Here is a 12,773-nt window from a genome sequence, read left to right on the forward strand (position 1 = left end):
CACGCTGTGACCGCGGCGGGCACGGCACTCACCGGATCGCCACGTCGGTGTTCTCCTCTGCCCGGGCCGGTGGGAGTGCTTCCCGGGGGCCGGCGTGGTGCGGTGGCTGCCCGGCGGGCTGCACACGGCGGCGGTCATCGCCTCGGCGGCGTTCCTGCCGGCGTCGGTGCCGGCCACGGCCACCGGGCACCGGGCCGATGCCGCCCGGGCCCGCTGAGGCCGCCGGATCCTCCCGGGCACCGGGCGCCCGTTCCTGCCGGCCTTTCGGCAGGGACCGTGCGCCGCGCTCGTCCCGGACGTGCTGCTGCTCGGCCAAAGCCTCGGGCAGGCACTCCACGATCAGCAAGTGATCCATCAGCATGCGCAAGGCCGGTTCCGAATCCGTCCCGAACATTCCGGGACGGCGCAGGGCGAGATTCAACTGATCGGCGAGATACGCACGTATCTCGTCGGAGGCCGCAAACGATCGGGAAGCAGACACCCCGCAGTCTCCCGCACATGCCGCCGGATCGCGATCACGGGCCGGCGCCCGGCCGTTCTCCACCCGAGCCGAGTCCAGGCCGTCACCCGCTCCGCTCTCCGCTGAGCAACAGGCTCTCATTCCCCTGGCCTTGACGCGTCGGCCAGGGCCCGCCGGACTGCGGCCGCGGGGAAGGGAGTGTGCTTGCTCTGCGTGAGCAGTCGATGATGAAAGTCGTCCAGGACGATCGCGTGCGAGGCGTGACGGTCGATGATCGCGCCGATGTCGGCCGGGACGCCGTCGGGCCGATGGCCATCGACCCATTCGCGCAGGAAGGTCCCGTGTTCGGTGTCACCACGCACGTCGTCCGGCAGGTGGTGGCGAAGCAGGTGGTTCGGTGCGTAGGAGCGGTCGTACACGAGGTGATCGGCGAGGAAGGCCCGCTCCTCGGCCGAGAGTTCGAAGTCGCGGCTCACCGCGAGCCCGAAGTCCGCGAAGTACACCCGTCGGCCGTCCGTGAGCAGATTGGCGAAGTGCGTGTCGAAGTGGACCAGTCCGCGCGCGCTCATGAACTCCGTCCCCTGCAGCAGCGCGTTCTCGACCCACCGGTAGGGCGACTCGCCTGCCGGCTCGGACAGGGCCGCATCACGGTTCTTGCCGAGCCACTCGGCGAGCGTCTGTGGCACATGTTCCAGGAAGAGGACCAGGCTGAAGGAGGACCTTCCGATGGCTTCCAGCCGACGGCGCACGGCCGGCGAGCCCTCCCAACGCGCTACGGCTCCTTCAACGCCCCCGAGCTCGTCGACGAAGCCGGCCGGGGGACGGTCGGGCAGAACACGCCAGTGATGCAGCAGCGGGAAACCGGCGTACTCGTTCTTCAGTGCCCAGCCCGTCGTCATGAGGTGCGCGGCCAGCTCACGCCAGGCACCGAACCCCGCCGACCCCGCCCCGTACTGGTAGAAGAGAGGAAGCCCGAACACGTTGGCGGTCGACCTTGCGTTCTCCGGCTGCAGTTCGAGGTCCGTCAGCGGGACCCGCTTGACGAAGACGCGTATCCCCTCGACTTCCATCTCCGCCGACCTACCGCCGATGCCGGAGCCGAGACTTCGCGCGGCAGCCACCGCGTCCTCGAGCCGACGGTCGCTGAGCAGGGACAGCCGTGCTCCCACGGTCGCGTAAGCGGAAACTCGCGCGGCATGCGCCGGCCCGGTCACGTCCATCGGCGGCTCCTGCCTGACATCGGAACTGACTCTGTCGATCATGCCAGGGGTGAGTGACGCGACTCCGAAGTCGCCGCCACATGAATCCCTGACGAGCTCGGGGGTGTGGTCTCCTGCCAGCGACTGGGGGCTGCTGCCAGCACGGAGACGAGGGCGGTTGCCGGGCCCCGCGCGCTGATCGACCGATGCGTACCGCCGTTCCCGGGCATGCGCACGAGGCGGAACCGGTTGAGCATGCGAACGCGGCGGGCGGTCCGGTCGGAGCGGTGGGTGGCCGGTGGCCGGCAGGGCTGGATCGGCTGCCGACCTGGCGGCAACCGCCGTGGCCGTCGGTCCGGGTTCTGTCTCTTCGGCCGGCCCGGCTGTGGCTCTGGCATCGAAAAAGACCCTGTCCCGGACAACGCGGGACAGGGTCTTCACAGAGCGCCGGGCAGGCCTTGCACCTGCATTTCCCCGCAGGAAGCGGGGCGTCTTTCCTTGGACCACCAACGCATCACCGACCGGTGCGACTTCCGCCGTTCAGCTCAAGATCAATAATAGCAGTGCGACGCGCCGGGCTCCAGACCTGCGGAAACCTGCGGCAGAGTGCCACCGGGTCGGCTGGTGCGGTGGTGGTGCGGACCGTGGTCGCGGTCGCAGTCACGGTCGTGTGCGCGGGGCGGGTGGGATCGCGTCGTGGTTGCCGGCGACCTTCGCGGTGGTCTTGATGTGCGGGTTGCGGGCGGACCGGGTCCTGCCGCTGATGCCATCCGGTCCGCGGGCGGCGGTGTGCCGGCGGGTGCGCTCAGTGCTGTACCGCGAGTCCGGGGCGGTGACGCCGCATCGCGTCCAAGACCGCCTCGGGCGGCACCGGCAAGGTGTTGGTGGCCATGTTGGCGGGGCCGAAGCCGAGGCGTGCGTTCATGGACGCGGTGCTGCGGACGAGCTTGGGTGCTCGAGCCAGATAGGCGTCCGGATCGTGCAGCACCAACTCGATGAACCACTGCGAGGTGTTACGTACCCGCTGCTCGCGTATCCGCACGGCGGCTATCTCGTCCCAGCCGAACCGGCCCAGCCTCACGTGGTCCACTCCCGCGTCGTCCAGCACCAGCTCCGGTCGGCCGCGGAGCAGGCGCTGGATGATGACCACCGAGCAGAAACCGAAGAAGGGCACGGCCAGCGCCCCCGCCACGGTCATCTTCATGGTGCTGTGGGCGACCAGGAAACCAACGCCCAGAGCGACGAAGACCAGAGAGCCGGCCAGCATGGCCCACACACGTCTCTTGGCGAGCGGATAGACCGTCGGGGGCAGCGGAACGCCGTTTCTGATCACGGGCTCAGACGATAGGACCAGAGCCCTCGTCAGCGGAAGTCTTCTTGCGGGCCGTCTGGTGCCACCGACGTAGGGCTCGCCCGGGAGTTGGAGCCGAACCTCCCGCATGTCGACCCGGCAGCCCTGGTGACGCCCGCCGAACAGGCCGAGTTCGCGTGAGGGTCGGCGCCGTCGGCTTGCAGCAGCGTCCGGGGAACACGCCTGCCCCACCTTCGCGGCCCGTGGCACGCGACAGCATCAGCACGTCGGGACAACGCCGTTGCGGTGACATCGTCTGCCACCTCGTTTCCTTGCAGGGTGCCCCGGCCTTCAGGCCGGGGGTGAATGCGAGCCCCTGCGGAGCAGGGCAGGGGCAGAGGAATCGCCGTCAGGGCGATTCCTCGTCGCTTTGACGGTGTCGAGGGCGATCTCGAGCGGGTGCGGGATCTCGGCGTCGAGGGGCCGCCGGTCGGCGACCGGTTGAGCTGAGCGGTGAGCCGGGCGTGGAGTTCTTTAGGGATGCGAGGCGTGAATGTGAGCATTCCGCTGTTATCGCGTTATTACGCTATTACCGTGGCGGCATAGTGAAGTTCCGTATGTACCCCACGTGCGCGCAGGAGCGGCAGATGTTGCTGCACTGTGCGCATGCCCGGTACGTGTGGAACCTGGCGGTCGAACAGCATGCGCACTGGCGCAGGTGGCGCAGAGCCGCGCCCGGTTTTGCCGAGCAGTGCCGACAACTCACCGAGGCCCGGCGCGACAATGAGTGGCTGGCGGCCGGGAACGCGGACGTTCAGCAGCAGGCCCTGAAGGACTTCGCCCAGGCCAGGAACGCCCGCTTTACGTCCGGGTTCGGTGAGCCGACCTGGCGCAAGAAGTTCGTGCACGAGGGCTTCCGGGTCATCGGCACCGACCGCGTCCCGGAGTTCGAGGCGGACGGTTCACCGAAGCTGAACGCGAAGACCGGCAAGCAGGTCATGGCCCGCTCGGTCGTCGTACAGAAACTGAACCGCCGGTGGGCTCGGGTCAAGGTGCCCGGCTGCGGCTGGGTCCGCTTCCGCCTCACCCGGACCGCACTGCCCGCCGCGAAGACGTTCCGCGTCACCTTGCGCAACGGCCGGTGGCACATCGCCTTCGCGGTCATCCCCGCACCGGTCGAAGCGCCCGGCACGGGCGAGGTCATCGGTATCGACCGGGGCGTGAACATCACCGCCGCCCTCTCCGATGGGCGGAAGCTGAACTGTCCGCAGCTCACGGTGAAGGAACGTGCGCAGGTCCGTAAACACCAGCGGCGTGCCGCTCGCGCCCCGAAGGCAAGCGAGCACAAGAGTGCCGAGTACGCCAAGGCGGCCAGGCTCAAAGCGCGTGAAGCCGACCGGCGCAAGGACTGGTGCGAGAAGACCAGCACGATGCTGGCCCGCACCTATGGCCTGGTGCGGTTCGAGAAGCTGAACATCAAGAACATGACCCGCTCGGCCAGGGGAACCGCCGAGCAGCCCGGCAAGCAGGTCAGGCAGAAGGCCGGCCTGAACCGGGCGATCCTGGCCCAGGGCTGGGGCCTGCTCCGACAGCGCACCGGGCACAAGGCACCCGGCCGGGTCGAAGACGTCCCCGCCCCCTACACCAGTCTGCGCTGCAGTGCCTGCGGTTGGATCGACAAGAACTCGCGCAAGAGCCAAGCCGAGTTCGTCTGCTCCTCCTGCGGCTTCACCTGCAACGCCGACACCAACGCAGCAGTCAACGTCGCGGCAGGACAGGGCGGGATCCCCCGCCCCCGGCGCTCAGCCGGTGCCGGAGGGACGACACCGCCCGAACAGCGGTCGAGCGTCCGTGAACCCCAACCCAGCCGGGTTGGAATCCCCCTCTTTTAAGAGGGGGAGGATGTCAACCTGAGGACGAGCAGCCGCCCTTCGTCCAAGCTCATGCCCGCGAGCAGGGCGACCTTCTCGCGGCGAAGGCCGGTGCCCCCCGCGATCGGTGCGAGGGCCGCTTTCCGTCACCGGCCCGCCGGGCCGCTCAGACCGCGTCGAGGCCGGCTGTGTCCCGGACGGTTCCCTTGCGCTGGGCCAGAGCGGACAGGGACAGGGCGCCGGGTCCGAAGAAGACCAGGAGCAGGAACGCCCAGCAGAACAGCACGGGCGACAGGCCGCCGTTCTGCAGGGGGAAGAGGCCGTCCTTCTGGTGCTCGGTGAAGTAGGCGAAGGCCATGGCCCCCGAGCTGAGGAACGCGGCGCTGCGCGTCGCGGCTCCCAGGAGTACGAGAACACCGCAGAGCAGTTCGATGACCCCGGCGTACCAGAACGGCCAATCGCCCACGGGGCTGCTTTCCCGCCCCAGTATCCCGAAGAGCGTGGCAGCGCCCTCGCTGGCGAAGAGCAGGCCGAGGACGATACGGAACAGACCGAGGACGAGAGGCTGGTGGCTCGACAGCCGGTCGCTCAGGCGTGGGGCGCTCATGGGTGCGTACTCCTTGGATCGGTCGGGTGCGTACCCGGGTGGCATGAGGGGCCGGGCTTGTGCGAGAACCCGTCCCCTTTTTCCTCTACGTGTTTTCCTCTACGTGTTTTCTCTACGTGCGCGCGGGATCGTCGGTTCAGTGCGGCGTCCTGCCGTTTTCCGCCCCCATGTCACTTCGAGCGGATCAGCTGTGCCCGCACGCCGTAGTGGTCGGACAGGTAGGCCTGGCGGCCGTCGGCCAGTGTCGCCTTGTCCTGGAACACGAGGTCGGCGTCGCCGGTCAGTGTCTCCCCGGCCGCGGCGCGGACCAGTACGTGGTCCAGGGCCGGCGGCGACGGCCATCGAGGTGTGGGCCGATAGGTCGGACGCGTGTCGCCGGCGAGGATGTCGCGCAGCCCCGCTGCGGCGACGAAGTCGGCGAGTGGCGCCGCGTCGCGCGGGACGTTCAGGTCACCGACCACGGCGACGGGCAGGGACGGGCCGACGGTCGCGATCAGCTCGGTGAGCCGGGCCAGTTCGGCAGCCGCGATCCGCGTGTAGCGGTTCGCGGGGGACCAGTCGTCGTCGCGGTTGGCCGACAGGTGGGTGTTCACGACCACCAGTTCGCCGTCCGGGGTGGTGACGGACGCCAGCAGGGCGCCCTTGCGCATGAAGAATTCGCCGCGCACCGGGCCCGTCATCGGGTACGGCACGAACCGCCATCGGCTGATCGGCCACCGGGACAGCAGCACCAGGCCACCCTTGAGCAGGACCGTGCCCGAGCAGGCGACGTGCCGGTACGCGGGAGCGGCACGGCGGATCAGCCGGGCGTTGCGGCGGAACATGACCTCCTGCAGGCAGACGATGTCGTAGTCGGAACGGTCGAGTGCCGCGCCGAGGGCGCGCAGCCGGGCCGGGACATCGCCGGTGAAGAGGGTGTTCATGGTCAGCAGTCGCAGGGCCTTCACGAACTTGTCGCCTTCCGTCCGGTGGCCGCCTGTCGGGCTGTGCGGGGAGCCGCACCGCCGTGCGGGGAGCGGCTCATGCCCGTGCGGGGGGCCGCGGCGTTGATCGTACTGTCGCCCGTCACCCGTGCCCGCCGAAGTCCGGGGCCGTGGCTGGGCACTGCCGCGCGAGCCGGCAGAGCGCGGGCAGGGGCCGGCGGCCTCTGCCCGCGCTCGCGGGACAACGCTCGCAGGTCATCCGTGCGGGGGCCGTCGGCCCCCGCACGGATGACCTGCGGTCACAGCGGGTCTAGGCCGACAGCCCCCACACCGCGTACGCGAGCGCGTCCGCGTTCCGGTCCAGCGCCGTGTCGTTGATGTTCGACGACTTGTCGCACGAGGAGTGGTAGCAGGCGTCGAAGGCCTTGCCCGCGGTGCCGCCCCACTTGGCGGCCTGGGCGGAGGTCTTGATGTAGTCGGCGCCGCTGAACAGGCCGCCGACAGGGATGCCCGCGTTCTTGAAGGGCGCGTGGTCCGAGCGTCCGTCGCCCTCGGTCTCGATCTCCGTGGCGACGCCGATCCCGGTGAAGTACGTCTTGAAGGTCTTCTCGATGGTCGCGTCGTCGTCGTAGACGAAGTAGCCCGGGTTCGGCGAGCCGATCATGTCGAAGTTCAGGTAGCCGCTGATCTTCGAACGGTTCGCGGTGGTGAGGCTGTTGACGTAGTAGCGCGAACCCACCATGCCCAGTTCCTCCGCGCCCCACCAGGCGAACCGGAGGTGCTTGGTGGGCTGGTAGCCGGCCCGGGCCACGGCGAGTGCCGTCTCCAGCACGGCCGCCGAACCGGAGCCGTTGTCGTTGATGCCGGGGCCCGCGGTCACGCTGTCCAGGTGGGAGCCGGCCATGACGACCTTGCCGGTGTCGCCGCCGGGCCAGTCGGCGATCAGGTTGTAGCCGGTGCTGCCGCTGGAGGTGAACTGCTGGACGGTCGTGGTGAACCCAGCCGCGTCCAGCTTGGCCTTGACGTAGTCGAGGGAGGCCTTGTAGCCGGTGCGGCCGTGCGCGCGGTTGCCGCCGTTGGCGGTGGCGATGGACTGGAGCTGGGTGAGGTGGGCCTTGACGTTGGCCACGGGGAGGTCGGGCGCGGCGGCCGCTGCCGTGGGGGCGGGGGCCGCCCCGGCTATGGAACCGCCGGTGAGCAGCACGGCGGCCGAGACGACAGCGGTCGCCGAGGCACGCCCAGGAATGGAGAGCTTCATGTGGGGGGCTCCGAATTCCAGGAAATCCCGGCGGAGTTCTCACGAGGGGTGCGTGAGGTGTCCGGGGATTCCACGGTGAATGGGGTGCCTGGATGGTGAAGGTGGGACTGACTCACCGTCAAGAGTGGTATTCGGTCACGTGCGTTCGCATACCGGATACTCCCCCGGGTGCCGGTTCCGTCCGCCGCGAGTACGGGGCCGCCGCCCGGCGCCGGCAGCCGGCGGACCGGCCCTGGCCCCTTTGCCCGGACCCGCCGTGCTTGTCGTGTCCGCGCGGCGACGGCATCCGGCCACGGAGCCTCGACAAAATCCCGTTGGCGAACCACGGCGACCGTTGCTACTCTCCGGGAGGCCGTGCGAGAGAACGAGGAGGTGGTACCCGTGAACGCAGTATCGACATGGGTGCTCCCCTCCGGGGCCACGGTCGGGCGATAGGTCGTCCGGGAGCGCCGCTTTGAGCCCTCCCGAAAGGCACGACCGTGCACTTCATTTCCGAACAGCGCCTCGACGACGGCGTCCTCGAGCGCGAATTCACCCTCGGCGACATCCCCGGCACCCTGTGGACACCTGAGTCCGCCGTTCCGGCCCCGCTGGTCCTGATGGCCCACAACAACGGCCTGCCCAAGGCGGAACCCCGGCTGGTGGCCCGGGCCCGGTACACCGCGGCGCGCGGCTACGCGGTGGCCACCATCGACGCCGTCGGGTGCGGTGACCGTCCCCGTTCCGCCGCCGCCGAGCAGGCCCGTGCCGACCTCCGGCGGGCGATGCAGGCCGGCGAGCCGGTCGACGAGATCTTCGAGTCCTTCATCGGCCCGCTGGTCGAAAACGCGGTCCCGGAATGGCGGACCACTCTGGACGCCCTTCTTGAGCTGCCCGAGATCGGCGGCCCGGTCGGCTACTCCGGGGGGTGGACCGCCCTCGGGATCCGCCTCGCGGTGGCCGAGCCGCGCATCGCGGCCGCGGGCTTCTTCGCCGGGGGGTACGTGCCCCGCGCCCAGCGCGAGGAGGCCCGGCAGGTCACCATTCCGCTGCTGTTCCTGCTGCAGTGGGACGACCAGGGCAATCCCCGGCAGCGGGCCCTGGACCTGTTCGACGCCTTCGGCAGCAAGGAGAAGACGCTGCACGCCAATCTGGGCGGGCACACCGGCACCCCGTGGTTCGAGCTGGAGGACGGGTGCCGGTTCCTGGACCGGCACCTGAATTGACATCCTCCCGGTCCTAAAGGGCCAGGATTCCTACTGCGGTCGGCTGACCGTCTCGGCGGGTTGCTGCTTCATCGCGCGGTGCCGGGACGGATCCCGGGCTTACCTGCGCTCCACGGCCGTTTACGGTCTCCGCCTGTCCGGCGGCGACCTTGCGTCCTTCGGTCTTGATGTTGATCGCGGCGTTCACGTCGCGGTCGTGGACGGTCCCGCAGCCCTGGCACGTCCACTCGCGGACGTTCAGCGGCTTGGGGCCGTCCTTGAAGCCGCAGGCGGAGCAGAGCCGGGAGGACGGGAAGAACCGGTCCACGCGGGCGAAGACCCGCCCGTACCGTGCCGTCTTGTACTCCAGCATGCTCACGAACGCCGACCATCCGGCGTCGTGCACCGACTTGGCCAGGCGCGTGCGGGCGAGACCCTTCACCGCGAGGTCCTCGACGTACACCGCTTGGTTCTCGCGGACGATCGTCGTGGACAGCTTGTGGTGGAAGTCCCTGCGTGCGTTCGCCGCGTGCGCGTGAGCGCGGGCGATCTTGACGACGGCTTTCCTGCGGTTGTTCGAGCCCTTCGTTTTGCGGGCGAGGTTCTGCTGCGCCTTCCTCAGCTTGCGCTCGGCGCGGCGGAAGAACTTCGGCGCGCTCACCTTCCGGCCGTCGGAGAGGACCGCGAAGTGGGTGAGGCCGAGGTCGATGCCCACCTCGTCGGCGGTCGTCGGCATGCGGTCCAGGTCGGCGGCCGGGTCGGTCTCCACGACGAAGCTCGCGAAGTACCGGCCCGCCGCGTCCTTGGTCACGGTCACCGTGGACGGCGTGGAGGGCAGAGACCGGGACCATGTGACCGGGATGTCGCCGATCTTGGGCAGGCGCAGACGGCCACCTGGTGTGATCTTCCAGCCGGCGTTGGCGGTGAAGCGGATCGTCTGCCGGTTGTCGCGCCTGGACTTGAAGCGGGGTGCGCCCATGCGAGGGCGCTTGCCCTTGAGGCCGTCGAAGAAGTTCTTGTACGCGATATCCAGGTCCCGGAGGGACTGCTGGAGGACCACCGAGGACACCTCGCCGAGCCAGGCCCGGGGCTCGGTCTTCTTCGAGGCGGTGAGCCGCTTGGACAGTTCGGCCGAGGTCACGAACGGTAGTCCGGCCTTGCGGGCGTCCTCGCGGATTCGCAGGGCGTCGTTGTACACCACCCGCACACAGCCGAACGCCTGGGCCAGCGCGGTGCGCTGACCTGGCGTCGGGCTGATGCGGAAGTTGTACCGGAGCTGCATGACCGAACCCTACCGTTGGTCTATGTCACCGCGATGGGAACCTGATCCTGATATCCGCCGGGGTCGAACAGTCGTCTACAACCTGCACGCCCATTTGGTGTTCGTCACCAGATACCGGCGGAAGGTCATGGACGACGCAATGCTCCGCACCTGCGAGGAAGCCATGCGTAAAGTCTGCGAGGACTTCGGCGCGGAACTGAAGGAGTTCAACGGCGAAACCGACCACGTACACCTGCTCGTGCACTATCCGCCGAAGGTCGCTCTGTCCGGCCTGGTGAACTCCCTCAAGGGCGTCAGCTCCCGGCGGCTGCGCGCCGAGTACACGGGGCGGGTGAACCGCGCCGTCATGCACGGCCGTTTCTGGTCGCCCTCATACTTCGCCGGCTCATGCGGTGGAGCCCCGCTGCAAGTGGTCAAGGACTACATCGCGCAGCAGAAGCGACCGGACTGACCGACCCGCCGCCGTGAGGCGATTCACCCCCGGCCTGAAGGCTGGGGCACTCTGCAAGGAAACGAGGTGGAACATCCCACGATCGTCAGCCGCGGTGGTGCGGGTCAGCAGGTGTCGAGGGTTGACCTTCGCATCGGTGTGATGGTTGTGCAATCGAGTCATGGAGAGGGACTTGGACAGGGACTCGACGGGCCCCGGATCGTTTCGGCTCGGCCTGGCCCTGGAGGGCACGGGCTGGCACCCCGCCTCGTGGCTTCTCTCGTCGGTGACGGATGCCGAAGAGGTCTTCAGCGGCGGCTACTGGACGGACTGGGGGCGCGCGGCCGCGTCGGGCGGCATCGACTTCGTCACGCTCGAGGACGGCCTGAGCCTGCAGACCGACCGGTTCGGCACCGCCGACCAGGCCCGTGACCGGGTGCGCGGCAGACTCGATCCCGTCGTCACCGCGGCACTCCTGCTGGCGACGACGGACATCGGCGAGGTGGTGGTCTCGCGCAACGTGACGCACACCAACCCGTTCCACGTCGCCGCCCAGATGGCGTCCTTGGCGGCCATCGGGCCGGGCCGGGTGACGTGGCGGCCGCAGGTCTCCGCCGACGCGCGCGATGCCGCGGTGGTCGGGGGCTCGGCGACGCCCCGGCTGCGGCCCGAGGACGTGTACGTCCCGACCCGCATCGCGCGCCGGCTCCGGGATCTGTTTCGTGACGCCGAGGACTACGTGCGAACGGTGCGCGAGCTGTGGCGGACGTTTCCCGCCGAGAGCCTGGGCTCCGGGGACACGTTCCTGCACCGGGACATGGTCGCCCCGCTGCGGCTCACCGGGACGGAAAGGTACCCGGCGGCCGGCCCGCTGACCGTCCCGGCGCTGAGCACCCCGAAGGTCGCGGTGCTCGCCCACCATGCCCTGGAGCCGTACCGGCTCGCCGCCGCCGTCGCGGACCGGGTCTTCGTGACTCCCTCTCAGGAGCACCCTGTCTCCTCGCTCCTGACGGCGTTCCGGGAGATCGAGAGGCTGACGCCGGACGCCGGCGAAACCGAGGTGTACGCGGACGTGGCGGTGGTCCTGGGCGACACCGACGAGCACGCGAAGGCCAGGCTGGCCCGGCTGGACGAAGCCGCCGGTTTCGCCTGGGCACCGGACACGCACGTGTTCGTCGGAACCACGGACCACCTCGGCCGGGAACTCGCCCGCTGGCGCGAACAGTTCGGCCTGCGCGGGGTCCGGCTGCGCCCCGCGGTGCTCTCGGACGACGGCGACAGGATCGTCCGGGAGCTCGTCCGGTGAGGAACCTGCCTCAGTGGGTGCTTTCCAACCCGGTGCGTCGAGTGATCACGGGTCCTGCTTGTGAGTGCATTTGCTGTCCAGAACGCTCTCGCCCCCGACGAGGTCCCGGCAGTCCTGGGAGAACTGGCCAGCCGTCACGTGCGGAGCAGGCTCGTGCACGCGTTCCGCTGAATCAGGTGGACGGCCCTGGACCACGATCGTGGTCGAGGGCCGTCCGCTTGCGCGCAAGGGCCTTACGGCCTGGCCGGCGCCCGGCTGGGCTCAGCGCTTGGCCACGAAGACATGCGCGGCGGCCTGCGTGGGGAGTTCCGCAGTCTCCCCGTCGCTGCCGACCATCACGCCGCCGGGCGAGGACGTCACGCTCACGACCACGCCGGGCTGCACCCCGGCGTGCCGCAGGGTGTACATCAGCCGAGGGTTGGTCTGGATCAGCTCCCTGATGCACCGTACGGTCGCGCTCGTGCCGTTCGGACCGGGCTCAAGGTCGCTGAGGCTGACCATGCTCTCGCCGGGGAACGGATCCACGGTGCTCTTCCCGCCGAGTTCCTCCAGGCCCGGGATCGGGTTGCCGTAGGGCGACTTGGTCGGGTGCCGCAGCAGCTCAAAGACGCGGCGTTCGACGGCCTCGCTCATCACGTGCTCCCAGCGACAGGCTTCGGCGTGGGCCCGCTCCCACTCCAGCCCGATCATGTCGACGAGCAGGCACTCCGCGAGCCGGTGCTTGCGCATCACGCGCGTGGCGATCCGCCGGCCCTCCCCGGTCAGCTCCAGGTGCCGGTCGTCGGCGACGTGCAGCAGACCCTTGCGCTCCATGCGGGCGACGGTCTGGCTGACGGTGGGGCCGCTCTGGTCCAGGCGCTCGGCGATGCGGGCGCGCAGGGGGACCACACTTTCTTCCTCGAGCTCCAGGATCGTGCGGAGATACATCTGAGTGGTGTCGATGAGTGGGGACATGCTGTTCG

12 protein-coding genes are annotated in these 12,773 nt (G+C 69.4%); 5 read left to right on the forward strand and 7 right to left on the reverse strand.

The window, feature by feature from the left end:
- Positions 1–94: 94 nt before the first annotated feature.
- Positions 95–217, forward strand: coding sequence for a hypothetical protein (locus tag OG780_RS00580; protein WP_328443530.1), 123 nt, complete (start codon positions 95–97; stop codon positions 215–217).
- Positions 218–597: 380 nt separating this feature from the next.
- On the opposite strand, the gene OG780_RS00585 is transcribed toward OG780_RS00580, so the two are convergent.
- A complete protein-coding gene (locus OG780_RS00585; protein WP_328443532.1) occupies positions 598–1,680 on the reverse strand; it encodes a protein kinase family protein in 1,083 nt (360 codons plus the stop codon).
- A gap of 784 nt (positions 1,681–2,464) precedes the next feature.
- Complete coding sequence (locus tag OG780_RS00590) at positions 2,465–2,992, reverse strand: STM3941 family protein (protein ID WP_328443534.1); 528 nt, start codon at positions 2,990–2,992, stop codon at positions 2,465–2,467.
- A gap of 605 nt (positions 2,993–3,597) precedes the next feature.
- Here OG780_RS00590 and OG780_RS00595 point away from each other — a divergent pair.
- Positions 3,598–4,842 (forward strand): RNA-guided endonuclease InsQ/TnpB family protein, encoded by a 1,245-nt coding sequence (locus OG780_RS00595; RefSeq protein ID WP_328443535.1) that lies wholly within the window; start codon positions 3,598–3,600, stop codon positions 4,840–4,842.
- Between the two features lie 145 nt (positions 4,843–4,987).
- Here OG780_RS00595 and OG780_RS00600 read toward each other — a convergent pair whose 3' ends face one another.
- The 3 genes from OG780_RS00600 to OG780_RS00610 all read right to left on the reverse strand — a co-directional run bounded on the left by OG780_RS00600 (position 4,988) and on the right by OG780_RS00610 (position 7,609).
- Positions 4,988–5,428, reverse strand: coding sequence for a DoxX family protein (locus OG780_RS00600; protein ID WP_328443536.1), 441 nt, complete (start codon positions 5,426–5,428; stop codon positions 4,988–4,990).
- Between the two features lie 170 nt (positions 5,429–5,598).
- Entirely contained in the window at positions 5,599–6,375 is a 777-nt protein-coding gene (locus OG780_RS00605) for an endonuclease/exonuclease/phosphatase family protein (protein WP_328443537.1), read from the reverse strand.
- A 286-nt stretch (positions 6,376–6,661) separates the two neighbouring features.
- Positions 6,662–7,609, reverse strand: coding sequence for a M28 family metallopeptidase (locus tag OG780_RS00610; RefSeq protein WP_328443538.1), 948 nt, complete (start codon positions 7,607–7,609; stop codon positions 6,662–6,664).
- Between the two features lie 479 nt (positions 7,610–8,088).
- Here OG780_RS00610 and OG780_RS00615 point away from each other — a divergent pair, with 479 nt between their 5' ends.
- A complete protein-coding gene (locus OG780_RS00615) occupies positions 8,089–8,814 on the forward strand; it encodes a dienelactone hydrolase family protein (RefSeq protein WP_328443539.1) in 726 nt (241 codons plus the stop codon).
- 13 nt (positions 8,815–8,827) lie between these two features.
- Here the strand turns inward: OG780_RS00615 and OG780_RS00620 are convergent, their stop codons facing one another.
- Positions 8,828–10,075 carry an RNA-guided endonuclease InsQ/TnpB family protein gene (locus OG780_RS00620; RefSeq protein WP_328443540.1) on the reverse strand — a complete coding sequence of 416 codons (1,248 nt, stop codon included), beginning with the start codon at positions 10,073–10,075 and terminating at the stop codon, positions 8,828–8,830.
- Between the two features lie 22 nt (positions 10,076–10,097).
- On the opposite strand from OG780_RS00620, the gene tnpA reads away from it, so the two are divergent.
- On the forward strand, positions 10,098–10,526 hold the full coding sequence (tnpA, locus tag OG780_RS00625; protein WP_328457808.1) for an IS200/IS605 family transposase: 429 nt from the start codon (positions 10,098–10,100) through the stop codon (positions 10,524–10,526).
- Between the two features lie 160 nt (positions 10,527–10,686).
- Positions 10,687–11,811, forward strand: coding sequence for an LLM class flavin-dependent oxidoreductase (locus OG780_RS00630; protein ID WP_328443541.1), 1,125 nt, complete (start codon positions 10,687–10,689; stop codon positions 11,809–11,811).
- 261 nt (positions 11,812–12,072) lie between these two features.
- On the opposite strand, the gene OG780_RS00635 is transcribed toward OG780_RS00630, so the two are convergent.
- Positions 12,073–12,765: a metal-dependent transcriptional regulator gene (locus tag OG780_RS00635; RefSeq protein WP_328443543.1), complete on the reverse strand. Its 693-nt coding sequence runs from the start codon at positions 12,763–12,765 to the stop codon at positions 12,073–12,075.
- Positions 12,766–12,773 lie beyond the last annotated feature (8 nt).

This window comes from Streptomyces sp. NBC_00386 (genome assembly GCF_036063235.1).
Lineage (GTDB): Bacteria > Actinomycetota > Actinomycetes > Streptomycetales > Streptomycetaceae > Streptomyces.